Below are 22923 nucleotides of genomic sequence, written 5' to 3' on the forward strand. Positions count from 1 at the left end.
TACCGATGTGCGTTGAACGAACCTCGGAAAAAATCTGGCCGCAATCACAACTACCATGATAGCCAAATTGCAACAGTCTGGCCGGGACTTGTGAAATAATATTGATAAGAAGCAATGGCATCCGCGGTGCGGTGGCCATAATCCGCAGCCTGACGCACGCGCCACTCCCCTTTTCTTCCTCCCCATGCCTATCGTTGAAAATTATCCTGACCTGGACGCCCTTCCCGCGGATGCCGACCGCGTGTTCGATGCGGCATCGGCGTCGAACGGCCTGTTCCTGTCGAAAGCATGGTTCGGGAACCTGGCTGACCGCGGGCTGGAAGCGCCGGCCAGGCTGCGGATCTACGGCGTGCGCGACCAGGCCGGGGCCGCGCTGTCGCTGCTGCTGCCGCTGCGGCATATGACCGGCCGCTTCGGCCTGCGCCGGCTCGAAGGCCTGGCCAACTGGTACAGCTCGCTGTTCGGCGTCGTCGCCGCGCCGGCGGACCTTCAGCCGCAGCGCCTCCGGCAGCTCGCGCACAGCCTCGCCGCCGAACGGCCGCGCTGGGACGTGCTGGACCTCCATCCGCTTGACCCGGCCGACCCGCTGTTCCAGCCGCTGCTGGACGCGCTGGCCGCAGCCGGCATGGCGACCCAGCGATATTTCTGCTTCGTCAACTGGTACCTGGACGTGGCCGGCCGTTCGTACGACGACTATGCCGCCAGCCTGCCCTCCAAGCTCAGAAGCACGCTCAGGCGCAAGGGCCGGCAGCTGGAGAAATCCGGCCGCGCGCAGTTCGCCATCGTGACGGGCGACGACAAGGCCGATGCGGTGGAGGCAGCCATTGCCGCCTACCAGGCGGTGTATGCGCGCAGCTGGAAGTCGCCGGAGCCTAGCCCGGAATTCATGCCGGGACTGATCCGCACCTGCGCGGCGCACGGATGGCTGCGGCTGGGCGTCGCCACCGTCGACGGCAATCCGGCGGCGGCGCAACTGTGGATCGTCTGCGGCGGCGTCGCGGCCATCTACAAGCTCGCCTATGACGAGCAATATGCGAGCCTGTCGATCGGCTCCCTGCTGACTGAGCGCCTGATGCGGCACGTGATCGACATCGACAAGGTGAAGGAGGTGGATTACCTGACGGGCGACGATGCGTACAAGCGCGACTGGATGTCCGCCAGCCGCGAGCGCTGCGGCATCGTCGCCTTCAACCTGCGCTCGCCGCGCGGGCTGGCCGCCGCCGCGCTGCACCTGGGCGGCGCCAGGGTCAAGGCGATGCTGCGCCGCCGCCGGCAACGAGCGCCGGAGAATGCCTAGCATCCGGCATGCGGCGGGAGGATCGCCGCTCGGTACGCCTGGTTCGCCGCCGCTCCGGCATGCAATTCCTACCAGCGTCGCAGCCAGTCGGCGGTCCATTGCGCGACCTGGTCGCGCCAGTCCGGGCGCGAGAACGTGTGGTCGGCCTGCGGCAGGGTCTGCCGGCTGATGCGCTGGCTGCGCATCAATTTGCGCCAGGCCGGCGCCGCCGCCATGTCCGAGAACTCGCGGCCGGTCAGGTCGGCGCCGCTGATGATGATCAGCGTGCGGCCCTGGAAACGCGAGAATCCGGCCAGCATTCTTTCCGGCAGCGATGGCGCCGTGCTTGCCGGCTGCGCGGGCGCGCCGTCGCTCCCGCCGGCCGCGTTCCCGCGGCGCAGCACGCTGCTGCAAAGCTGGAGGAAGGAACGCGCCGCCGCCGCGTAGTCGAACTGGCCGCGCGCGATCTTGCGCCACAGGCCGGCCTGCATCAGGCGCGACAGGTAGTAATGCTTCAGGTAGGCGCGCGCCTCGCCTTCCTCGGTCCGCGCCCACGGATTGAGCAGCACCAGCCCGGCCACTCGCGGGTCGCGGTGCGCATACAGCATGGCGGCGGACGCCGCGTCGCACAGACCCCACAGCACGATCTCGCGCACGGCCGGCACGCTGGCGGCAAATGCGTCGATCGCCGCCTGCAGGTCGGCGTCCACATTCAGGAAATCCCGCATCTCGCCTTCGCTGTCGCCCATGCCGCGATAGTCGAAGCGCAGCACCGGCACGCCCTGCCGCGCCAGTTCGCGGGCCAGCAGGGTGAACTGGCGATGGCTGCCGACCCGGTATTGCGGGCCGCCCACCACCAGCACGACGCCGCGCTGCGACGGCGGCGACGAGTCCGGCGGCAGCGACAGCACGCCATACAGCCAGCAGCCCTGGCAGGCGAAACTGATGCCGCGCTCGATTGCGCTCATTGCGCCTCCGCACCCAGCAGCATGGCGCTGGCGTCGAGCAGCGCCGGCGCTTCGGCGATCTCCTGGCTGGACCAGAACGCAGCACCCTGCACCACGCCCGTCTGCAGCGTCCAGCCTTGTTCCGCCAGCCGCGCGGCGACCGCCGCGCGTCCGGGCGCCATCGCGCGCCCCGGCTGCGCGGCCAGGTCCAGCCAGTGCACCGGGCAGCCGGGCGGCTGCATCGCGCCGAGCGCGGCGGCGTCGAGCGCGCTGGCCAGCGCCGGGGAAATCGTGTAGCCGGCGATGTCCAGGCTGGCGCCGCCGGCCAGCGCCTGGCGCAATGCGCCGGTGTCGCCCGTGCCGCCGGACGCCGTCAGCATGTCCGCCGCCAGCCGCAGCCGCAGGAACTGGGTCAGGTAGGCCGCGCCTTCGGTCACCGGCTGCCACAGCAGCACCGACGCCAGCCCCCCGTCCTCCTGCGCGGCGTCCAGCGCCAGCAGCGCGCCGAGGCGCAGGCCCCAGAGCGAGATCGGACCGGCGGTGCGCGCGCGCAGCCACGCCAGCGCGAGCAGCACGTCCCGCCGCCAGATTTCCCAGCGCGCATCGGCGGAAAGGCCGTCGCTGTCGCCGCAGCCGTACAGGTCCAGCTGCAGCACGCCCAGGCCCTGCGCTGCCAGCATCCGTGCCTGCCGGGCCACCATCCGCCGCGACTTGTTCATTTCCTCGGCATGGGCCGGCACGTGCAGCACCGCGCCGCGCACCCGTCCCTGCGGCGGGTGATACAGGCAAAACCGCCTGCCGGGACGCGCCTCCAGGAAAAAAGCCTCGGCCGGCGGATGGCTGGGCGCCGCCTGCATCAGCCCAGCTTGCGCCCGACGAAGGCAGACAGGCTGCCCAGGGTTTCGAACACGTCGGCGCTGATTTCGTCGTCCGCGATGGAAAACCCGTAGTGTTCCTCGAGCGCGGTGATCAGGTTGATGACGGCCATCGAGTCGAGTTCGGGCAGCGCGCCAAGCAGCGGGCTGTCCGCGCCGAGCGCGGCGCCGCGCTCGCGCAGGCCGAGGGTGTCGATGACGATCTGTTTCACTTCTTCAAGGGATTGCATGCCGTTGTGCCAGTCTGTAATTCGGTTGAACGAGTCGCGCGCGTTGGAAAATTTCAAGACCGCGATGATACAGCAACGACAATGTCTGCCGGACGCCGTAGGGAGACGCGGCGCGGGCCGCCGATGCGTTTCCTCAAAACAAGTGCAATCTTAGAAAGAATTCGGTTACAGGGGCAAGCGCTTGGTGTACTCTCCCATCAGGTCCAATTCAGCAGGCAGCCTGCGCCGCTACGCGATGAAGTTTGTTGCTTTACGGAATCTCTCGTGTCATTCTTGCAGTTATTCTTGCCAATTCGGCAGTGCGGTGCGGCATATTTGCTCCCGCACGTCGCGCTGCGCCTGATTACCCCCACATCAAGTTGTTCTTAGTTCAAAGGAATACTCATGTCAGTTAAAAAGACAAAAATGGCCGCATCGGCCGTGATGGTCACCAGCGTTCTGCTTCTCACCGGCAGCCTGGCGTCCTGCGGTCGCGGCGACAACCCGGAGCAGCTGGTCGCCGAAGCGGTCAAGTACCAGCAAAAGGGCGACCGCAAGGCCGCCATCATCCAGTTGAAGAATGCGCTGCAGAAAAAGCCGGACGATGGCGAAGCGCGCTACCTGCTGGGCGTCGTCTACAACGAAACCGGCGACACGCTGTCGGCGGAAAAAGAAATTCGCCGCGCCATGGAACTGGGAATCGCGAAAGCCAGGACCGCCCCGGAACTGGCAAAGTCGCTGATGGCCCAAGGCCAGTTCCAGAAGGCGCTGGACGAACTGGCCGCTGCCGGACCGGTCCAGGATGCGAACGTCGAAGTCATCCGCGGCGACGCCTATGCCGCGCTGAACAAGCAGGCCGAGGCCAAGACCGCCTACGAACAGGCATTGAAGCTGAAGGCGGATGCGCCGCTGGCCCTGGTCGGTCTGGCCAAGATCGCCTACTTCAACAAGGATGTCGAGGGCGCGACCCGCCTGATCGACCAGGCGGTGTCGAAGAATCCGCAAAATACCGAAGCGCTGGTCGCCAAAGCCGAACTGCTGCGCGCGCAGAACAAGAATGACGAGGCGTTGGCTGCCTACGACATGGCGCTGAAGATCAAGCCGGATCATGTGCAGAATCACATCGCCAAGGCCAATCTCGACATTTCGATGCGCCGTTTCGACGACGCCGCGAAGGAAATCGACGCTGCGCGCAAGCTCGCGCCGTCTGCGCCCATGGTCACCTACGCGCAGGCCCTGCTCGATTTCACGCAGGAAAAGCACAAGCCGGCGCTCGAGGCCATCCAGCAGGTGCTGAAGGTCGCGCCTGACCACATGCCCAGCGTGCTGCTGGCCGGCGCGATCCAGTACGCGCTTGGCGCCAACGAGCAGGCAGAGCAGTACGTGAAGCGCTACATGGAAGCCAACCCGGGCAATGTATACGCAAGCAAGCTGCTGGCGTCGATCATGCTGAAGAATAACGACCCGCAGCGCGCGCTGTCGGTCCTGAACCCGGCGATCCAGCAGGCGCGCGGCACCGATCCGCAGCTGCTGAGCCTGGCGGGCGAATCCTATATGCGCTCGCGCGACTTCCCGAAAGCCACCGAGTATTTCGAGAAGGCCAGCGCGCTGTCGCCGCAGACGCCGATGCTGCGCACGGCGCTGGGCATGAGCAAGCTGGCGCAGGGCGAGAACGCCAGCGGCATGGCCGAGCTGGAAATGGCCAGCAACATGGACACCAAGAACGCCCAGCCCGGCATGCTGCTGGTGATGAACCACCTGCGCATGAAGGAATACGACAAGGCGCTGGCGGCGGTCAAGAAGCTGGAAGCGGAAAAGCCGAACGACGCGATGGTCAAGACGCTGAAAGGCAATGTCTACCTGTCGCGCAAGGAATTGCCGCTGGCGCGCCAGAGCTTCGAGGAGGCGTCCAAGCTGCAGGCCAACTATTTCCCGCCGGTCGCCAACCTGGCCCAGATCGATTTTGCGGAGAAGAAGCCGGACGCGGCGCGCGCACGCATCGAGGCTTTCCTTGAGAAGGACAAGAACAACGTCGAAGCGATTACCGCGCTTGCCAGCCTGGCCCAGTCGCAGGGCAAGACGCCCGAGGCCGTCGCGCTGCTCGAGCGCGCGTCGAACGCGCAGCCGACGGACATTCCTGCGGCGCTGCGCCTCGGCGTCGCCTACCTGCGCACCAACGACAAGCAGAAGGCGTCTGCACTGGCGCAGCGCCTGATCGTCAGCTACCCGAGCAACCCTGAAGTGCTGGATTTCTCGGCGCAGACCCAGCTCGCCAACGGCGACAAGGACGGCGCGCTGGATACCTACCGCAAGCTCGCCGGCGTCGTGCCCAACTCGCCGGTGGCGCAGTACCGCGTCGCGACCGTGCAGATGAGCCTGCAGAACCAGCCCGGCGCAATCGACGCGCTGAAAAAGGCGATCGCGCTGAAGCCGGATTATCTCGACGCCCAGGTAGCGCTGGCGGCGCTGCACGTGCGCAACAACAAGGCGGCCGACGCCGTGGCGATTGCACGCCAGATCCAGACCCAGCGTCCGAAGGCGTCGGTCGGCTACTCGCTGGAAGGCGACATGATGATGCTCCAGCAGAAGCCGGCAGAGGCCGTGAAGCCTTATGAACAGGCCATGGCTGCGAATGGCGACAACGGCGTGCTGCTGAAGCTGCATGAAGCGCTGACCAAGAGCGGCAGGGCCAAGGATGCAGACGCCAAGGTCGCCGCCTGGCTCAAGGCCCATCCGGAAGACAATGCGGTGCGCCTGCATTTCGCTACGCTGAGCATGGCGACCGACAACAAGGCGGCGATCAGCCAGTTCGAGGCCATCCTGAAGCAGGAGCCGAATAATGTCGGCGCGCTGAACAACCTCGCCCTCGCCTACTACAAGGAAAAGGATCCCAAGGCGCTGGAGTATGCGGAGAAGGCGGCTGCGCTGGCGCCGGCGAACCCGGCCGTGATGGACACGCTGGGCTTCCTGCTGGTCGACAAGGGCGACGCCAAGCGCGGCCTCTCCTACCTGGAGAAGGCGGTTGCCGCGGCGCCGAACGCGATCAACATCCGCTACAACCTGGCGCTGGCTCAGGCCAAGACCGGCGACAAGGAAAATGCGCGCAAGAGCTTCGAGGAAGTGATCGCCAAGGGCGGCAACTCGCCCAAGGTCGAGGAAGCCAAGGCGATGCTGAAGTCGCTGTAAGCCTGGTTCGGCAAAAGAAGATGGCGCCCGCGGGCGCCATTTTTTTATGCAATCCGCTTGGAAACAGCGCGATGGGTTGATACCGATCCCAAGTCATGGCATGCCGGATGAGATCGATGGTTCCGATTCGTCTGCCTCGGTTGTAGGCTCGTAGGCTCGTGGGGTGTAATAAGCGCAGCGCATTACACCACTCGCCAATCAACCGCCATCGCCCGTTCGCAAGCAATGGTGTAATGCGCTTGCGCTTATTACACCCTACGCATTTTTGTGGCGTTTTGGGAACCGGGACTGGAGTAAGGGCTGCGGTGTCCCGCTCCGGGCGCGGATGCGCTGGGTTGCGCGCATAGGCAGAGCGATGGCGGCTTCGGGGCCGATGCGATTGGCCAAGCCTTGTCGCTAGTCCAGCAGGCGCCTGATTTCCGCGAACGCCTGGGACAGGCTCGCGAGTTCTTCCTTCAGCGCCGCGACTTCCTGCTCCAGCGCCGCGATCCGGTCCTGCCTGGGGCTAGCCGCCGCCTCCGGCGCGGCCTGCGCTTCCGGAGCCACGTCGCCGGAAAGCAGGTGCGCATAGCGCACTTCCTTGGCGCCGGGCGCGCGCGCCAGCCGGCATGCCAGCGGCGGATATTTGTCGATCAGGAATTGCAGCGCGCCCTCGGCCGCGGCGACGCTGTCGAACTCGTGGATGCGCCCGGCGCGGCTGCGCACTTCGGCCGCGGTCTGCGGGCCGCGCAGCATTAGCATGACCAGCGCGGCCAGCTTGTCCTGCTCCAGCGTCCAGCGCAGCCGCATCCGGTGTTCGTATTTCCTGACGCGGGCGCCGGCCTGGCTGACTTCCGCCACCAGCCGGGCGGCTGCCAGGGTGTCCAGCGACTGCTGCACGTCGGCTTCGGACACCGCCATCACCGGGTCGCGGCTGGTCAGCTGGTTGCAGCCGTTGGCCAGCGCATTCAATGAAAGCGGGTAATTGTCCGGCGTCAGCCGCTCTTTCTCGGCAAGCACGGCCAGCACGCGGATGTCGACCGCCGCCAGTTCAAGATCGTCCGTCATCGTCTGCGCGCCTCGTCCGGGCTCAGACGCCCTTGACCATGCGCTGCCGGCGCGCTTCGTACAGGCAGACGCCCGACGCCACAGACACGTTCAGGCTTTCCACCGAGCCCAGCATCGGCACCGACACCAGCAGGTCGCAGGTGTCGCGCGTCAGCCGGCGCATGCCCTCGCCTTCCGAACCCATCACCAGCGCAGCGCCGCCGCTGAAGTCGGCTTCGTACAGGCCCTTGTCGGCATCCTCGGTGGTGCCGATCAGCCAGATATCGCGTTCCTTCAGTTCGCGCATGGTCCGCGCGAGGTTGGTGACCGTGATGTAGGGCACCGTGTCGGCCGCGCCGCTGGCCACCTTGGCGGCCGTCGCATTGAGGCCGACAGCGCGGTCCTTGGGAGCGATGACCGCATGCGCGCCGGCGCCATCCGCCACGCGCAGGCAGGCGCCGAGATTGTGCGGGTCGGTGATGCCGTCGAGGATCAGGATCAGCGGCGGTCCGACTACCATGTCCAGCAGTTCATCGAGATTGCGCGCCAGCGAGACCGCGCCGGCCTTGGCCACCACGCCCTGGTGGCGGCGGCTGCCGACCATGCTGGACAGGCGGGTTTCGTCGGCCTGGATCACGCGCACGCCCGCAGCGGCCACGGCGCGCAGCAGTTCGCGCATGCGCGGGTCGTGCCGCGCCGCATCGACATAGATTTCCTCGATGCTTTCCGCCTCGTGGCGGAGTCGCGCGGTCACGGCATGGAAGCCGAAAATCAGTTTGCTCTTCATCTTATTTCTGCCGCTTCTTCCTGCTGCCCGACTTGTCGCCGGCATTTTTTCCTGACGTCCGCGCTTTTGGCGCCGATGCCGCATGCGCACCCAGCCCAGGCTCGCCATGACGGCTGCGTCCCTTGCGGCCGGCCGCGCCCTGGTCCTGCGTGGTCGGATAAGCCGGCGCGGGCGCATCCTGCCCGCCCTGCCCGTCGTCCGCCTTCTTCGATGGCTTCGCCTGCCTGGCCTGCTTGTTTTCCTGCTCGGCGTCGGCGCGGCGCGCCTCGTTTTTCAGCTGCGTATGGATGCCGGGTTCGGACACCAGCCGCAGGTCGATCTTGCGGGCGTCGAGGTCGACACGGCTTACCTGCACCGTCACGCGGTCGGTCAACTGGTAGCGCATGCCGGTGCGCTCGCCGCGCAGTTCATGGCGGGCATCGTCATACTGGAAATAATCGGCGCCCAGCTCGGTGACATGCACCAGGCCTTCGATGAACAGCGTGTCGAGCTGCACGAATATGCCGAACGAGGCGACGCCCGACACGGTGCCGGTGAACTCCTCGCCCAGGTGGTCGCGGATGAAATAGCACTTGAGCCAGGCTTCGACGTCGCGCGAGGCTTCGTCGGCGCGGCGCTCGTTGGCCGAGCAATGCACGCCCAGCGACTCCCAGATGGCAAGCTCGCCTTCCAGCTTCTTCTTGCCGCTCAGCTTGTCCGCGGCCTGCTTGCGGCGCGCGGCCGGCGACAGCGTCGTGTTCAGTTCGCTGACCTCGATGCCGCGCGGGTCGTAGCGCTTGCCGGCGATGATGGCCTTGATTGCACGGTGCGTCAGCAGGTCCGGGTAGCGCCGGATCGGGCTGGTGAAGTGCGCATACGCCTCATACGACAGGCCGAAGTGGCCGATGTTTTCCGGGCTGTAGACCGCCTGCTGCATCGAGCGCAGCAGCATGGTCTGCAGCAGCACCGCGTCCGGGCGCAGCTTGATCTTCGGCAGCAGTTCGGCATAGTCGGACGCCGACGGCTTGTCGCCGCCGCCCAGGTTCAGGCCCATCTGCTTCAGGAAGGTGCGCAGCTGGTCGAGCTTTTCCTTGCTCGGGCTTGCGTGCACGCGGAACAGCGTCGGATGCTTGTGCCGCTCCAGCAGGTCGGCCGCGCAGACGTTGGCGGCCAGCATGCATTCCTCGATCAGGCGGTGCGCGTCGTTGCGGGTGCGCGGCAGGATCTGCTCGATCTTGCCCGAGCCGTTGATGACGATATAGGTCTCGGTCGTCTCGAAGTCGATTGCGCCGCGCGCATGGCGGGCCTGCAGCAGCACGTGGAACAGCTCGTACAGGTTCTGCAGGTGCGGCACCAGTTCCTGCCGCTTGGCCGCCTCGATGCCGCGGGTATTGGTCAGGATGGCCGCGACCTCGTTATAGGTCAGCCGGGCGGCCGAGTGGATGACTGCCGGGTAGAACTGGTAGGCCTTGACCTCGCCCTTGGCCGTGATCACCGCGTCGCAGACCAGCGTCAGGCGGTCCACGTCGGGGTTCAGCGAGCACAGGCCATTGGACAGCTTTTCCGGCAGCATCGGGATCACCCGTCGCGGGAAGTAGACCGAGGTGCTGCGTTCCAGCGCGTCGGCGTCCAGCGCGTCGTTCGGACGGACGTAATGGCTGACGTCGGCGATCGCGACGATCAGGCGATAGCCCTTGCTGCGGCCGATCTTGACCGGCTCGCAATACACGGCGTCGTCGAAGTCGCGCGCATCTTCACCGTCGATGGTCACCATCGGAATGTCGCGCAGGTCGACCCGGCCTTCGAGGTCGCTTTCGCGCACTTCGCCCGGCAGCTTCGCCGCCTGCTTCTTCGCATCCTCGGAAAATTCGTGCGGCACGCCGAACTTGCGGACCGCAATCTCGATCTCCATGCCCGGGTCGTCGATGTCGCCCAGCACCTCGATCACCCGGCCCACCGGCTGGGTATAGCGCGACGGCTGCTCGGTCAGCTCGACGCTGACCACCTGCCCGCTCTTGGCCTTGCCCGGCGAACCCGCCAGCAGGATGTCCTGGCCGATGCGCTTGTCCTCGGGAACCACGATCCATGCGCCATTTTCATTCAGCAGCCGGCCGATGACACGGGTATTGGCCCGTTCCACCACCTCGACGATGGTGCCCTCGGGCCGTCCACGGCGGTCGGTGCCGGTGACCCGCGCCTTGACGCGGTCGCCATGCAACACCTTCTGCATTTCCTTTTCCGACAGGAAGAGGTCGTCGCCGCCGTCGTCCGGTATCAGGAAGCCGAAGCCGTCGCGATGGCCGCTGACCTTGCCCGCAATAAAATTGGGCGCGTTGCTCAGCTTGTAGAACCCGCTGCGCTCCAGCACGATCTGGCCGTCGCGCTCCATTGCATTGAGCCGGCGCGTGAGCCCCTCCATCTCGTCAGGCCCCACTTGCAGCGCGGCGGCGACCGATGCGGCGTCTTGCGGCTCGCTGGCGGTGCGGAGGATGCCGAGAATGTCCTCGCGACTTGGTATGGAGTAGGGAAATTGGCTCAAAAGCGTGGGGTTTCAGGTTAAAAAATAGAGCGGGTAGTGTACCGGACTAAGGCAATATTCGCCTAGCACAATGCCGGCCGCCGAAATTCGCCTCGCCGAATTGACTTCGGGAAGTTTTTCTCTATAATGCCAGTCTTCTTTGGGAAGCAGCATCTCCCCGAGCCCACGTGGCGGAATTGGTAGACGCGCATGGTTCAGGTCCATGTGCCGCAAGGTGTGGGGGTTCGAGTCCCTCCGTGGGCACCAAAACAAGAAAGGCCGGTTGCGCAAGCAACCGGCCTTTTGCGTTTGGCGCCCACGAGCAAAGCGCCTGCGCGCTTTGCGGGAGGGACTCGAAAGCCCGGCCCCGCAGGGCCGGGCGGGGTCGCGGAACGTGACCGAGCTCCCTCCGTGAACAAAAGACTGGCTTGATTTCATCAAGCCAGTCTCTGACCAGACCCGCAATGATCCGCCCCGCGGATCATTCAAATCAAAACAGCCCTACCCCCCAAACCCTTCCGGATTCCCTTCCTGCCAGCGCCAGTGATCCTCGCACATCTCGCGCATCCCCTTCTCCGCCTGCCATCCCAGCAGCTCCCTGGCTTTCACCGGCGACGCATAGCAGCTCGCGATATCGCCAGGACGGCGCGGCACGATCTGGTACGGCACCGGCCGGCCGCTGGCCGCCTCGAATGCCTTGATGGTTTCCAGCACGCTGTAGCCCTGCCCGGTGCCGAGGTTCACGGTAAAGCCGCCGTCGTGCGCGAACAGCCGGTTCAGCGCGGCCACGTGGCCCTTGGCGAGATCGACCACGTGGATATAGTCGCGTACGCCGGTGCCGTCGGGCGTCGGATAATCATTGCCGAACACCGACAGCCGCTCGCGCCGGCCGACCGCCACCTGCGCAATGAACGGCATCAGGTTGTTCGGTATGCCGCGCGGATCCTCGCCGATCAGCCCGCTTTCATGCGCGCCGACCGGGTTGAAGTAGCGCAGCACGCCAATGCGCCATGACGGGTCGGCTTTTTCCAGGTCGCCCAGGATCTGCTCGACCATCAGCTTCGAACGCCCGTACGGATTGGTCACCGACAGCCGCGCGCTTTCGACCAGCGGCAGCACTTCCGGGTCGCCGTAGACGGTGGCCGACGAACTGAACACGAAATTCTTCACGTTCGCCGCGGCCAGCGCCTCCAGCAGGTTGATGGTGCCGCCGACATTGTTATCGAAATAGAACAGCGGCTTCTCGACCGATTCGCCGACCGCCTTGAGTCCGGCGAAGTGGATCACCGCGTCGATCTGCTGCGCCGACAGGATCGCGTCCAGCGCCGCGCGGTCGCGGATGTCGGCTTCCTGCAGTGGCAGGTCCTTGCCGGTGATCTGGCTGACGCGGTCGAGCGACTTGCGCGAGCTGTTGCACAGGTTATCCAGCGCGACCACCTTGAAGCCGCTCTGCAGCAGCTCGACACAGGTATGCGAGCCGATAAAGCCGGACGCGCCGGTCACCAGTATGGTTTTAGACATAAAAAAAGAAACCTTCCGAAATTGGGATAGCGCCGACCGGTCAGGTACGGCGCGCAATTGGCCCCGGGGCCAGACGCACAACGCAGAAAGACTTGCCGTTGTGCACGGAAGCAATTCTACTCGCGTACAATCCCGCCTCACTCCTGTCTGATCAAAGCCTTCCGCTTTCCTTCATGCCGCCAGCCAGCACTCTCGAGCCGCAATCCCGCCAGCGCGCGCATGGCCAGCGCATGGCCCTGGCCGTCTTCGCCTACCTTGTGCTCCTGTTCTACGGCAGCCTCTATCCGTTCAGCCAATGGCATGCGCCCGCCTATCCGCTGATGCAGTTCCTGCCGCTGTGGCCGGACCACCTGGACAAGGGCGACGTGCTGCAGAACGTGCTGGTCTATGCGCCGTTCGGCATGCTCTGCACGCTATGGCTCGCGCAGTCGATGCCGGTGCTGCGCGCGGCGCTGCTGGCGGTGGCGCTGGGCGCGCTGGTCAGCTTCAGCATTGAAACCCTGCAGCAGTTCAACAGCGCGCGCGTCGCCTCGTCGGTGGACATCGTGATGAATACGCTGGGCAGCGCCGGCGGCGCCACGCTGGCGACCACCGTCCTGCGGCACACGCTGTCGGGAAGGCTGGTGCTGGCCTGGCGCGACCGCTGGTTCCGCGACGGCGCGCTGGCCAACACCGGGCTGGTCGTGATCGGCTTCTGGATGCTGTCGCAGACCAGCCCGCTGGTGCCCACGCTCGATATCGGCCACCTCCGGCATGCGCTGGGCGGCCTGTGGCGCGCGCTGCACGACCCGCATCCGATCGACCTCGCCCGCCTGGCGCGCTACACACTGATGACAGCCGGCATCGGCCTGATGCTGATGCTGCTGGCGCGGCCGGGCCGTGCGGCCTTGCGCCTTCTGGCGGCGATGCTGGCAGCGGTATTGCTGGCCAAGATCATCGTGGTCAGCCGCGTGCTGTCGCTCGAGGCGATCGGCGGCTCGATGCTGGCCCTTGCGGCCTGCTGCGCGATGCGGCTGCTGCCGGCCAGGCTGCTGCCATTGGCCGGCATCGCGCTGGTCGCGGCGGGCTTCACGGTTTCCGAACTGGCGCCGGTCGACGGCGGCGGCATCGGCCTGTCGTTCAACTGGATTCCGTTCGCGGGCCACATGCGCTCCATTACGGCGCTGGAGAACATCCTCGAGCTGCTGTGGCCGTTCATGGCGATCGCCTGGTTCACCCGCTGGCATGCGCCGGCCCGGCTGTCGAAGCCAGGCATCGCCGCCGGCGCGGTGCTGGTCGGTGCGGCGGTATTCGCGATGGAATGGCAGCAGCAGTGGATGCCGGGCCGTTATGGCGACATGACCCAGGTGCTGCTGTGCGTGGTGGGCTGGATCATGCCGTGGTGCGTGCGCGAGGACGGCGCCGCGAGCGTTGCCCCGCCTAGTCGGCAGCCACCACGCGGCTGACCATCGGCGACGCCGGCACCAGGTTCTGGCGGTACGGGTGGCTGGTCTTGCGATACAGCGCGGTGATGCGGCGGACGTAGTCGCGTGTTTCCGGATAGGGCGGAATGCCACGGTACTTCTCCACCGCCCGCTCGCCTGCATTGTAGGCAGCCGCCACCAGCGGCACGTCTCCCTTGAAGAAGGCCAGCAGCCATTGCAGGTAGGCGACGCCGCCCTTGATATTGTCCTCGGCATTGAACGCGTCCTTCACCCGGAAGCGGCGCGCCGTTTCCGGGATCAGCTGCATCAGGCCCTGCGCATTCCTGGGCGAGACCGCGTTGGCATTGAAACCGGACTCGACGGCGATGAACGCCAGCACCAGCTGCGGGTCGACCTCGTACTTGGGCGACACCTTGCCGACCATGTTGTAGATATGGCCGCGGGGATAATTCGGCTCGCGGCCGGCCGGCAATTCCGCCGGCGCCGGCGCCTGAACGACTTTCGGCGGCGGCACCAGGCAGGGCGGCATCACCGGCTTGGCCGTGGCAGCCAGCTTCTGCATGTTCTGCGCCTGCAGATGCCCCTGCTGCGCGGCCAGGTTGAACAGGTAGGCGGCAATGGCGTCGTCACGATCGACGCCGCGGCCATTCGCATACATCCAGCCAAGTCCATACTGCCCGTCCGGATGGTTGGCCTTTGCCGCCGCGCAGTACAGGGAGATCGCACGGCCGTAGTCGCGCGGCACACCTTCCGCGTGTTCATACCGGGCCGCTTCGCTTACAAGCGCCGCCGCATTGCGGGCGGCGCCTTCCGGCGCGGGCTGGTTGTTGTCGGCAAGCGCAACGCCTGTCACGAGCAGGGCTGCCGTCAGGAAGGCCAGTTTGGAACGGGCAAAATGCATGAAGCCACCTTTCATCAGCGCTTTGTTGATGGAGTTCGCATCCCACCGGGCAAATGCGTGGGATAATTATTTCAATAATTGCAACTATTCTGGCACGGCGCAGAGTATAGCGAACTTTTCGCACGCATGTTCGACCCGGCACGGATTGCTTTCTGGTTGGGTATAATGCCAACTATTGCGAAATACATGTGATTTTAACAATATCCGATTGCGTGACATCAAGCAGATAGCAAGATGGCATCATTCTTGATATCAACTATTTGAACGAATCTGTTAGTATCTGCATAGCTTCATCTACGCAGCAGCGAACCGGATAAGACGGAGTAACTATATGACGATGGAAAATTCAGGGCACGAAGACAAGAGCCAGGCGGCTGACCAAGCACAACCGCCGGCCCACGCAGTCGTGCCAAATCCATCGCGTCGGCGTTTCACCCGCGTCGGCGTTGGCGCATCGGCCGTCGTCGCGACGCTGGCAAGCCGCTCGGTGCTGGCGAACCTTGCCTGCACCACGCCTTCCGGTTTCACTTCGATGAACCAGAGCCATCGCGCCGCTGACGGCGTTATCCAGTGCAATGGGCTCAGCTATATGGACTGGATGCGCACCGAAGGCTGGGCGCCGCCAGGCACGGCGATGTTCTCCATCGAATTCAGCCCGGCGCGCCCCGATCTTCTCGTGGGCGAGCCAGTCACCGGCACCGGCATTGCCGATACCGGCGGCGGCACCAGCGGCCTTCTGCTGGACAAGGCGACGCTGCGGCAGGCATTGTTCGGCACCCAGACGCCATTGATCGTCAAGCACCTGATCGCTGCGCTGCTCAATGCCAGCACCAACAGAAGCACCTACCCGACAACAATCCAGGTCAAGGAAATTTTTCGGGACTGGAATGCGAACAATTCCTATGAAGTCACGGCGGGCGTGCGCTGGTCCACCGATGAAATCATCAAGTACCTGAGCTACACGCAAACGCCCGGCTCGCCACTCAACAACTCTTGAACCTGCCCGACCCGCAAGGCCGTGCCCGGATGAAATGGAAGCTGCGCGACGGGCAATCGCTGCGCATGCTGGCCGGACAGGATGAGTCCGTTGTCTACAACGATCACTCCGGCGACACCCATCTTCTCAGCGCCATTGCCATTGCTTTCCTCCAGCACCTGCGCAAGAGCCCGGACAATCTCGCCGGCATCTGCGCTGCCCTTGCAAACGACTGGGAATTCGAGTCCGACGACGAACTGCAGCAGCTTGTCATGTCGCTCGCGGATGAACTCGATGGCCTCGGACTGATAGAACCTTGCCTGCCCTGACGATCTCCGCCTTGCCTGCGGCCGAACTGCGCCGGCGCCTGAAATCGGATGGCGTTTACTTCCGGACCGGGGTATTTACCGCCTGCCTGAAGACACGCCTTGAACATGTCGCCTCCTCATTCGCGCTGCTCTACGGCGACTATGCGCTGGCCGACGGGGCCTATGCCGACTTCCACGTCGCCCTGACGACGCCGCGCGGGCTGCGGCGCTGGTTCCGGCCGCAGGTGGACTTCATTGCGGATGGCGCCTCGCCGTTTGCCGCCCTGCCGCGCGACCAGGCATTCCCGATGTTCGAATGGGGCCTGAACTGGTGCGTATCGAGCAATGCGCATCATTACCTGATGATTCATGCTGCGGTCATCGAAAGGAACGGCCGTGCGGCCATCCTGCCGGCGCCGCCGGGCTCGGGAAAGAGCACGCTGTGCGCGGCGCTCATCCACAACGGCTGGCGGCTGCTGTCGGACGAGCTGACGCTGGTGCGCCGCAGCGATTCGCGGCTGATTCCGCTGCCGCGGCCGGTGAGCCTGAAGAACGCGTCGATCCCGCTGATGCAAGCCTATGCGCCCGGCGCGGTCTTCAGTCCCAGTGTATCCGACACCGTCAAGGGCACCGTCGCCCAGATGAAGGCGCCAGCCGACAGCGTCGCCCGCGCCGGTGAAGCCGCCCTGCCCGGCTGGATCATCTTTCCCCGTTACGAGGCCGGCGCGCCGCTGACGCTGACCCCAGTGCCGCGCACGCGCGCGTTCATGCGCGTCGCCGACAATGCATTCAATTATGCGCAACTCGGCGTGGAAGGCTTCAATGCGCTGGCCGGCGTGGTCGGCGCTTCCGATTGCTACGACTTGCATTACAGCAGCCTGGACGAAGCCATCGCCGCGTTTGAACAGTTAAGCAGCCAACCGAGCAGCCAGGCAGGCAATCCGTGATCCCGACCCCTGTCATCGTCCGGGTCCTGCGCGACCCGCAGTCCGTGCGCAGCCTGGCGCTTGCCGAATGGGACCTGCTGCTGCGCCAGGCCCGGTCGGCCAACCTGCTGGCGCGACTGGCGGACCTGCTGCTGCGGCATGACCTTGCCGGCTGCGCGCCCGAAGCGGCGGCAATGCATCTCGAAGGCGCGACTGTTGTCGCCGCGCGCCACCGCGTCGCGGTCGAATGGGAAATTTCGCGGATCGGCCAGGCGTTGGACAGCGCCGGCTTGCCCCTGCTGCTGCTGAAAGGCGCCGCCTATGTCGCGGCCGACCTGCCGCCTTCCCATGGACGCACGTTTTCCGACATCGACATCCTGGTGCCCAAGGCGCGCATCAATGAAGCCGAAGCGGCGCTGATGATGCATGGCTGGGCGTCGTCCCACCATGACGCCTATGACCAGCGCTACTACCGCGAATGGATGCACGAACTTCCGCCGATGCAGCATGGCAAGCGCATGACGGTCATCGACGTGCATCACGCCATCCTTCCGGAAACCGCGGCCAGCAAGCCGGACTCGGCGAAGCTGATCGCCTCGTCGGTGGCCGTGCCCGGCCGTCCCGGCATCCATGTGCTGCAGCCGGTCGACATGGTAATCCACAGCGCCTGCCACCTGTTCCACGAGGAAGAGCTGGACAAGGGCCTGCGCGACCTGACCGACCTCGATGCGCTGCTGCGCCACTTCGCCGGCCAGCCGGACTTCTGGCCCCAGCTGGCGCAGCGCGCGCAGGAACTCGACCTGGCCCGCCCGCTTTACTATGCGCTGCGCTACGCGATGCGCCTGCTGCACACGCCGGTGCCGGACGCAGCGATCCGGGCCATGGCCGCGTCCGGTCCGCCGGCGTTGCTGGCGCCGCTGATGGACGCGCTGTATGGGCGCGCGCTGCTGCCCATCCACGCCAGCTGCGGCGATCCATTTACCGGCGCGGCGCGGCGCAGCCTGTTTTTCCGGGCGCACTGGCTGCGGATGCCGCCGATGCTGCTTGTGCGCCATCTGGCGCACAAGGCGGCGATGGCGATGAAGCAGGAGCCGGAAAACCAACCATGAAACTTGACCAAGGGTGCCGGAAATTCGCCCTGATCCCGTCTCGCAGCAAGCTGCCAGACGAATGCAGCACATACAGGTTGGCTCAATAATTCAGCAGGTTCACCATGATATACTTCGTCCTTATATTTCCTTATGACATCATTCATTTGAGCAATTACTTGACGTAACAACGTTATGTAGCGCTAGTTGTCGCACCTGCCTGCCTATCCCATCATTCCTACCCGTATCTGGAGACGCCATGGTTTCTGTTTCTTCAATTAAGCAACGTCTCCGGCGTGACTACTTTCGCTGGCAGCATAAGCGCGCCGTGCGCGCCGTGCTGAAAACTCCGGCCTTGAGCGTCGGCGACCTGCCCTTCACGCTTTTGTCGATGGTTCAGAAGCGCGACGTGCTTTCCTATTTAGTTGCGCTAAAATCGTTTACCACTTTTGCCAACCCGGCCCGCGTCGTCGTGGTGTGCGACCCGTCCATCGATGCGAAAGACAGGGATGTGCTGCGGCAGCATGTGCCGCACATCGAGTTGCGTAAAGCAGGGGAATTCGTGCATCCGGAAATCCCGCGTGGCGGTTGCTGGGAACGATTGCTGGCTATATGCAGCTATGCGGCTGAATCCTACGTGATCCAGCTTGACGCCGATACCGTTACGGTACGGTCACCTGGCGAAGTTCTGGATGCCATTTCCAGACAATCGGGGTTTGTCCTCGGAGAAGAAGCTGCGCAGACACTAATCACGCTGACGACGACCAGCAACAATGCAAAAGCAGATACTTGGGGCCAGACCCATATACAAGGCTATTCCGAGGCTTGCATGGCCGAAGTAGGCTTGCCGCCTGGATCGATGTATGTGCGCGGCTGTGCCGGGTTCACCGGATTTCCACCGTCGACAACCATGCTGACGCAGTTGCTGGACTTTTCCTCGCGCATGTCCGGCAAGATTGGCGCCGTACGATGGTCATCATGGGGAACTGAGCAGGTCGCCTCGAATTACCTGGTAGCCAATGCCCTTGGCACACAGTTGCTACCTTATCCAAAGTACGGAACGCCCGACGTTATGAACGAAGATGCAACTTTTGTCCACTTCATTGGTTCCTTGCGTTTTGTGAACGATACGTACGAAAAGACATCACGCACGGTAATCCAGCGTATGTCTGGCCCTGGCTATCGGCCAGGCCTGTCTTCCTGACAGTCAGGATTTTTCGAAAGATGTTCGTTATTCATGGTTAACCTTCGCCGTTCCCTGGTGATCAATTTTTTCTCGTCATCCGGTGCGACGATAGCCCAGTTCATTGTCAGCATCCTTCTCGCGCGGATGCTAAGCCCAGGTGAAATCGGTGTGTTTTCAATGACCATCGTGCTGGTTAATATCGTGCATATATTCCGCGACTTCGGGGTCGGGACTTACTTGCAGCGCGAACCTGACCTGACGCCCGAAAAGATGCGCGCGGCGACCGGCGTCATGTATACGACCTCCTGGATCATCGCCGCTGGCCTCTACCTGAGCAGCCCATGGATCAGCCAATGGTTCAAGGAGCCGGCTATGGTTCCAGTCATGAAGGTGCTTGCCGTCGGCTTTATTTTCATTCCGTTCGGCTCAATCACTCACTCGCTTCTGACACGCGAATTTGCGGCGGGAAAGCAGGCCATCGTGAACGTGGTTGGCACCGGAGCATTCACCGTGACTTGCCTAACGCTGGCCTACCTTGGTTTCGGCACAATGAGCATGGCCTGGGCTAACCTGGCCAACATCATTGCCTGCGCGATTGCCTACACGCCGCTGCGGCCCAAGAACCTTCCTTGGCTTCCTTCGTTCCGGAAATGGCGCAATGTGCTGCACTTCGGTATCGGCACGCTGCTGTCAAATTGCATCGGGGCGATCAATAATGCGGTTCCCGACATCCTGCTCGGAAAACTGGGCAATGCGACCATGGTTGGCCTGTTCAGCCGCGCTAGCTCTACGGTGTCCATCTTTACCTACATCGCGGGCAGCACCGTGAACTACGGGTCAGTGTCTTATATATCGCAGGCTTATCACCGGCGCGAACCTTTGGGGCCGCTGCTCAACCGGGTAACGGCACTTGTGACCGGCGTCGGCTGGCCCGCGCTTGCATTGACCTATGTGTTCAGCGCGGAAATCGTCACTGCGCTCTATGGCGAAAAATGGCTACCGGCGGTGCCAGCCATCGACGCGTTGGTCATTGCCGGCATGATCAGCCTGATATTCAACTATACGCCCACGGCCCTGACCGCGATCGGCCGTCCCTACTTGTCGGCGACGCCGCTAATCGCCACGCTACTGACCCGGATTGCCTTTGGCGTGGTGCTCTTCAATGGAGATATCCGGAACTTCTCCTGGGCAATCTGCGCGGCGACCGTGCTCGCGGCGCCGGTCATGATCTATCAGCATTACGTATACCTCAGCCACCGTTTCGGCACCATGCTCACGGCGCTCATGCCGAGCGCCTTGGTCGCCATCGCCTGCATGGCTGCGGCCATGCTGTTCAAAATGATGCTGCCGACATCGTTGCATGCGATGGCAGTGCTGCTGATCCTGACACTGCCGCTCGCAAGCGTCTGGTATCTCGCCTTGCGGCTGACAAGGCATCCGTTGATGGCGGAATTGCATCTGGTTGCCAACGGGTTGAAGGCCCGGCTGGCCTGAGCCGGGACTGCTGGCGGCCCCGTAAATCCACACCTGCCCAGCAACGCGCGAGGCCGCTTGGGCGAATCTATGGAGAACATCGGTTGAATCCTCTACCCATGCTATCGGACAAGACAAGGACACAGGCCGCCGCATGCTCAGTGCTCGTAAGCGTGCTGAACTGGAATTCCGCGGAAGTGACGCTGGAATGCTTGTCGTCGCTGATGCGCATACGTATCGAACCATCGGTCTCAGTGCGGCTCGTCGTCATCGACAATGGCTCGGACGAAGCTGACTACCACCGCCTCGCGGATGGTCTGGACCAAGGCAGGGTCATGCTGCTGCGCCAGAAAGTCAATGTTGGCTTTGCAGGTGGGCACAACGTCGCCACCCGGATCGCGCTGGAAGATGGAATCGACTTCATCTGGCTCGTCAACAGCGATGCGGTAGTCGATGCCGACTGCCTTAGCAGGCTAGTCGCATTGATGCAGGTACGCCCGGATTGCGGAGCAACATCGCCGGTCATCGTGTCGCTCGGGAATGACGCGGAAATTGACTTTTGCGGCGCCCGCCATGACTGGGGCCGCCTGGAATGCGAGCGCGCGACTAGCATTGCCGAAGCACGCAGGTGGGAGGCGGAAACGCCGGAGGCGATGTGGCTTGCTGGTACCGTGGTGCTGTACCGCGTCGCTGCGCTGAAGCAGGTGGGCATGCTTGACGAACGCCTGTTCGCCTACTACGAGGACGATGAGATCGGCGCGCGGCTGGCGCATGGCGGCTGGCGCAGCCTGATGACATTTGACGCGATGGCACGTCACCTGCATCCGGCGGACAACATGGATCATCGTCCTCCGTATTATTTCTATCTGATGACCCGCAATGCCATTCTGTTCTGGCTTCGGCACACGCCATCAACCCAACGCCGCCTGCTCCACCTGAAGTTGCTGGACCGGTCGATGTATCTCGCTAATATCCTGGAGAGCAAGGGCGAGCATGAAAAAGCACGCGCCTGCATGCTCGGTCTATCGGATGGCATGTTGGGCAAGAGCGGGCGGCCGAGGTTGGAACGCCGCGTGCCCAGGATCATAGCGCTGCTGCGCAGGATCATGATGGTCCAGCATGCTAGGCATATCGCGGCACGATAGGCTACCGGCCGCTCCTGCCAGCCGTCAGTGGTGGCCGACTGACTGGGTGAGACGCCAGGCCATATCGCGCATGATGCCCGGAAAATTGCTGATCGCTTTCTTGATGCGGAAATTGGAGTCAGTTGGTGCTACGCTGAAGTGAGCGGCCGTATAGATCGCCGAAGGAAAGTCGCCACGGGCGTAAGCAATGTCGAACGCTTGGCGTCGCCTCTGATCGACGCTAGCCCGGATAGCAGCGCGCTGTTGTATGGCGCCGGGATGATGGACCAGCGAATATTCCAGGATCTCCGCTTCGCCATTCAGCGAGCGCAACGTATCTTTCGAATCGTTGTGATCATGTTTGCGCACTGCTGCAAGTGGCAGGGTCGCATAACCCAGTTTGCCGTTGCAGATAACGCGCAGCAGGAATTCGAAATCTTCGGCGCCGACGCCGTTGAAGCGACGGTCGTAGCCGCCCAGTCTCTGATAAAAGGTTTTCCGGATCACGCTGCCGGTCGGGAAAAAAGGCTGAAACTTCAATACGCGTTCGTAAAGATTGGGAATGTTGACGCAGTAATCGTCGCCGCGCGTCGCGCCGTTCAGAAAACCCTCCGGCGCTTTTTCAAGTTTTTCCCTGTCCACAGCATCCGACGAGAACAGAAAAAAATTGGCGTACCAGGCGTCTACTTCCGGGTGCTCGCCGATACCTCGGAGCATGACCTTCGTAAATGTCGGCTGCAGTAAGTCGTCGGAGTCGCAGAAAGCGACATAGGGAGTACTGCATGCCGCAACGCCAATATTACGCGCTTGCTGGACGCCGCCCCTTGCAGACCTGATCAGCTGTATCCTATCGCCGAATGCGGCAAGACGGGCGACGGTGTTATCGGTAGAACCATCGTCGACCACGACGATTTCAGCGAATCCACTTTCCTGTGCCAGCGCGCTGGCGATCGTCTCTTCGATCAACGGGCCACGGTTGTAGGTAGGAACAACCAGGGATATCGGATAACTTTCAAACATGGAACACCTTTCATCGAATCAGCCTGTTGCAAAGGCGTTACGGGAAAGAGTGAATCAATTTCGTCAAGTTCCACTGCATTGCAGCACCCTTGTTCCACAGCAAGGATTTTGCTATTTATTGCCATTTCAACAGTTCCTGGCCACGCGGTCAAAAGCTTCGATACGTTCGCACC

General features: G+C 63.6%; 19 protein-coding genes and 1 tRNA gene. 11 read left to right on the top strand and 9 right to left on the bottom strand.

Annotated features, from left to right (window positions below; translation table 11 throughout):
- Positions 1–184: 184 nt before the first annotated feature.
- Positions 185–1297 (top strand): GNAT family N-acetyltransferase, encoded by a 1113-nt coding sequence (locus QOL82_RS17755; protein ID WP_283443640.1) that lies wholly within the window; start codon positions 185–187, stop codon positions 1295–1297.
- A gap of 68 nt (positions 1298–1365) precedes the next feature.
- Here the strand turns inward: QOL82_RS17755 and QOL82_RS17760 are convergent, their stop codons facing one another.
- The 3 genes from QOL82_RS17760 to QOL82_RS17770 are packed head-to-tail and all read right to left on the bottom strand — an operon-like array spanning position 1366 to position 3328.
- The gene (locus QOL82_RS17760) at positions 1366–2244 is read right to left on the bottom strand and encodes a hydrolase 1, exosortase A system-associated (RefSeq protein WP_283443641.1); all 879 of its coding nucleotides are present in this window, start codon (positions 2242–2244) and stop codon (positions 1366–1368) included.
- The gene (locus QOL82_RS17765; RefSeq protein ID WP_283443642.1) at positions 2241–3080 is read right to left on the bottom strand and encodes a hydrolase 2, exosortase A system-associated; all 840 of its coding nucleotides are present in this window, start codon (positions 3078–3080) and stop codon (positions 2241–2243) included. Before QOL82_RS17765 ends, QOL82_RS17760 begins: the two co-directional genes overlap by 4 nt.
- On the bottom strand, positions 3080–3328 hold the full coding sequence (locus QOL82_RS17770; RefSeq protein WP_283443643.1) for an acyl carrier protein: 249 nt from the start codon (positions 3326–3328) through the stop codon (positions 3080–3082). Before QOL82_RS17770 ends, QOL82_RS17765 begins: the two co-directional genes overlap by 1 nt.
- Before the next feature lie 384 nt (positions 3329–3712).
- Between QOL82_RS17770 and prsT the strand changes: the two genes are divergently transcribed.
- Positions 3713–6493 carry an XrtA/PEP-CTERM system TPR-repeat protein PrsT gene (gene prsT, locus QOL82_RS17775; RefSeq protein WP_283443644.1) on the top strand — a complete coding sequence of 927 codons (2781 nt, stop codon included), beginning with the start codon at positions 3713–3715 and terminating at the stop codon, positions 6491–6493.
- 396 nt (positions 6494–6889) lie between these two features.
- Here prsT and QOL82_RS17780 read toward each other — a convergent pair whose 3' ends face one another.
- From QOL82_RS17780 to rnr, 3 genes are read right to left on the bottom strand one after another with little or no spacing between them, the layout of a single operon-like run.
- Positions 6890–7540 carry a YceH family protein gene (locus tag QOL82_RS17780; RefSeq protein ID WP_283443645.1) on the bottom strand — a complete coding sequence of 217 codons (651 nt, stop codon included), beginning with the start codon at positions 7538–7540 and terminating at the stop codon, positions 6890–6892.
- A gap of 22 nt (positions 7541–7562) precedes the next feature.
- Entirely contained in the window at positions 7563–8306 is a 744-nt protein-coding gene (gene rlmB / locus QOL82_RS17785) for a 23S rRNA (guanosine(2251)-2'-O)-methyltransferase RlmB (RefSeq protein ID WP_283443646.1), read from the bottom strand.
- 1 nt (position 8307) lies between these two features.
- The gene (rnr, locus tag QOL82_RS17790) at positions 8308–10824 is read right to left on the bottom strand and encodes a ribonuclease R (protein WP_283443647.1); all 2517 of its coding nucleotides are present in this window, start codon (positions 10822–10824) and stop codon (positions 8308–8310) included.
- A 161-nt stretch (positions 10825–10985) separates the two neighbouring features.
- On the opposite strand from rnr, the gene QOL82_RS17795 reads away from it, so the two are divergent.
- A tRNA-Leu gene (locus QOL82_RS17795) sits at positions 10986–11070 on the top strand.
- A gap of 234 nt (positions 11071–11304) precedes the next feature.
- Here the strand turns inward: QOL82_RS17795 and galE are convergent.
- A complete protein-coding gene (gene galE / locus QOL82_RS17800) occupies positions 11305–12324 on the bottom strand; it encodes a UDP-glucose 4-epimerase GalE (protein WP_283443648.1) in 1020 nt (339 codons plus the stop codon).
- Between the two features lie 230 nt (positions 12325–12554).
- Between galE and QOL82_RS17805 the strand changes: the two genes are divergently transcribed.
- Positions 12555–13769, top strand: a complete 1215-nt coding sequence (locus QOL82_RS17805; RefSeq protein WP_283443649.1) for a VanZ family protein — start codon at positions 12555–12557, stop codon at positions 13767–13769.
- Here QOL82_RS17805 and QOL82_RS17810 read toward each other — a convergent pair.
- Positions 13744–14649 carry a transglycosylase SLT domain-containing protein gene (locus tag QOL82_RS17810; RefSeq protein ID WP_283443650.1) on the bottom strand — a complete coding sequence of 302 codons (906 nt, stop codon included), beginning with the start codon at positions 14647–14649 and terminating at the stop codon, positions 13744–13746. The two genes, QOL82_RS17805 and QOL82_RS17810, sit on opposite strands and share 26 nt — an antisense overlap.
- Before the next feature lie 331 nt (positions 14650–14980).
- Here QOL82_RS17810 and QOL82_RS17815 point away from each other — a divergent pair, with 331 nt between their 5' ends.
- From QOL82_RS17815 to QOL82_RS17845, 7 genes are all read left to right on the top strand, one after another.
- Positions 14981–15646 carry a hypothetical protein gene (locus tag QOL82_RS17815; RefSeq protein WP_283443651.1) on the top strand — a complete coding sequence of 222 codons (666 nt, stop codon included), beginning with the start codon at positions 14981–14983 and terminating at the stop codon, positions 15644–15646.
- Between the two features lie 29 nt (positions 15647–15675).
- Positions 15676–15954 (top strand): HPr-rel-A system PqqD family peptide chaperone, encoded by a 279-nt coding sequence (locus QOL82_RS17820; protein ID WP_283443652.1) that lies wholly within the window; start codon positions 15676–15678, stop codon positions 15952–15954.
- On the top strand, positions 15942–16880 hold the full coding sequence (locus QOL82_RS17825) for an HprK-related kinase A (protein WP_283443653.1): 939 nt from the start codon (positions 15942–15944) through the stop codon (positions 16878–16880). Before QOL82_RS17820 ends, QOL82_RS17825 begins: the two co-directional genes overlap by 13 nt.
- Entirely contained in the window at positions 16877–17968 is a 1092-nt protein-coding gene (locus QOL82_RS17830; protein ID WP_283443654.1) for a nucleotidyltransferase domain-containing protein, read from the top strand. The genes QOL82_RS17825 and QOL82_RS17830 overlap by 4 nt, the downstream gene beginning before the upstream one ends.
- A gap of 238 nt (positions 17969–18206) precedes the next feature.
- Positions 18207–19151, top strand: a complete 945-nt coding sequence (locus QOL82_RS17835; RefSeq protein WP_283443655.1) for a hypothetical protein — start codon at positions 18207–18209, stop codon at positions 19149–19151.
- 33 nt (positions 19152–19184) lie between these two features.
- Positions 19185–20627, top strand: a complete 1443-nt coding sequence (locus tag QOL82_RS17840; protein ID WP_283443656.1) for an oligosaccharide flippase family protein — start codon at positions 19185–19187, stop codon at positions 20625–20627.
- 83 nt (positions 20628–20710) lie between these two features.
- Entirely contained in the window at positions 20711–21751 is a 1041-nt protein-coding gene (locus QOL82_RS17845; RefSeq protein ID WP_283443657.1) for a glycosyltransferase family 2 protein, read from the top strand.
- Positions 21752–21775: 24 nt separating this feature from the next.
- Here the strand turns inward: QOL82_RS17845 and QOL82_RS17850 are convergent, their stop codons facing one another.
- On the bottom strand, positions 21776–22750 hold the full coding sequence (locus QOL82_RS17850) for a glycosyltransferase family 2 protein (RefSeq protein WP_283443658.1): 975 nt from the start codon (positions 22748–22750) through the stop codon (positions 21776–21778).
- Between the last annotated feature and the right edge of the window lie 173 nt (positions 22751–22923).

The sequence above is a fragment of the Noviherbaspirillum suwonense genome (genome assembly GCF_900182955.1).
Lineage (GTDB): Bacteria > Pseudomonadota > Gammaproteobacteria > Burkholderiales > Burkholderiaceae_D > Noviherbaspirillum_A > Noviherbaspirillum_A suwonense.

Bases quoted from the DNA above. Each gene is read 5' to 3' on its own strand.
- QOL82_RS17755 (WP_283443640.1), top strand. From the start codon at position 185: ATGCCTATCGTTGAAAATTATCCTGACCTGGACGCCCTTCCCGCGGAT.
- QOL82_RS17760 (WP_283443641.1), bottom strand. From the start codon at position 2,244: ATGAGCGCAATCGAGCGCGGCATCAGTTTCGCCTGCCAGGGCTGCTGG.
- QOL82_RS17765 (WP_283443642.1), bottom strand. From the start codon at position 3,080: ATGCAGGCGGCGCCCAGCCATCCGCCGGCCGAGGCTTTTTTCCTGGAG.
- QOL82_RS17770 (WP_283443643.1), bottom strand. From the start codon at position 3,328: ATGCAATCCCTTGAAGAAGTGAAACAGATCGTCATCGACACCCTCGGC.
- prsT (WP_283443644.1), top strand. From the start codon at position 3,713: ATGTCAGTTAAAAAGACAAAAATGGCCGCATCGGCCGTGATGGTCACC.
- QOL82_RS17780 (WP_283443645.1), bottom strand. From the start codon at position 7,540: ATGACGGACGATCTTGAACTGGCGGCGGTCGACATCCGCGTGCTGGCC.
- rlmB (WP_283443646.1), bottom strand. From the start codon at position 8,306: ATGAAGAGCAAACTGATTTTCGGCTTCCATGCCGTGACCGCGCGACTC.
- galE (WP_283443648.1), bottom strand. From the start codon at position 12,324: ATGTCTAAAACCATACTGGTGACCGGCGCGTCCGGCTTTATCGGCTCG.
- QOL82_RS17805 (WP_283443649.1), top strand. From the start codon at position 12,555: ATGGCCCTGGCCGTCTTCGCCTACCTTGTGCTCCTGTTCTACGGCAGC.
- QOL82_RS17810 (WP_283443650.1), bottom strand. From the start codon at position 14,649: ATGCATTTTGCCCGTTCCAAACTGGCCTTCCTGACGGCAGCCCTGCTC.
- QOL82_RS17815 (WP_283443651.1), top strand. From the start codon at position 14,981: ATGACGATGGAAAATTCAGGGCACGAAGACAAGAGCCAGGCGGCTGAC.
- QOL82_RS17820 (WP_283443652.1), top strand. From the start codon at position 15,676: ATGAAATGGAAGCTGCGCGACGGGCAATCGCTGCGCATGCTGGCCGGA.
- QOL82_RS17835 (WP_283443655.1), top strand. From the start codon at position 18,207: ATGGTTTCTGTTTCTTCAATTAAGCAACGTCTCCGGCGTGACTACTTT.
- QOL82_RS17840 (WP_283443656.1), top strand. From the start codon at position 19,185: ATGGTTAACCTTCGCCGTTCCCTGGTGATCAATTTTTTCTCGTCATCC.
- QOL82_RS17850 (WP_283443658.1), bottom strand. From the start codon at position 22,750: ATGTTTGAAAGTTATCCGATATCCCTGGTTGTTCCTACCTACAACCGT.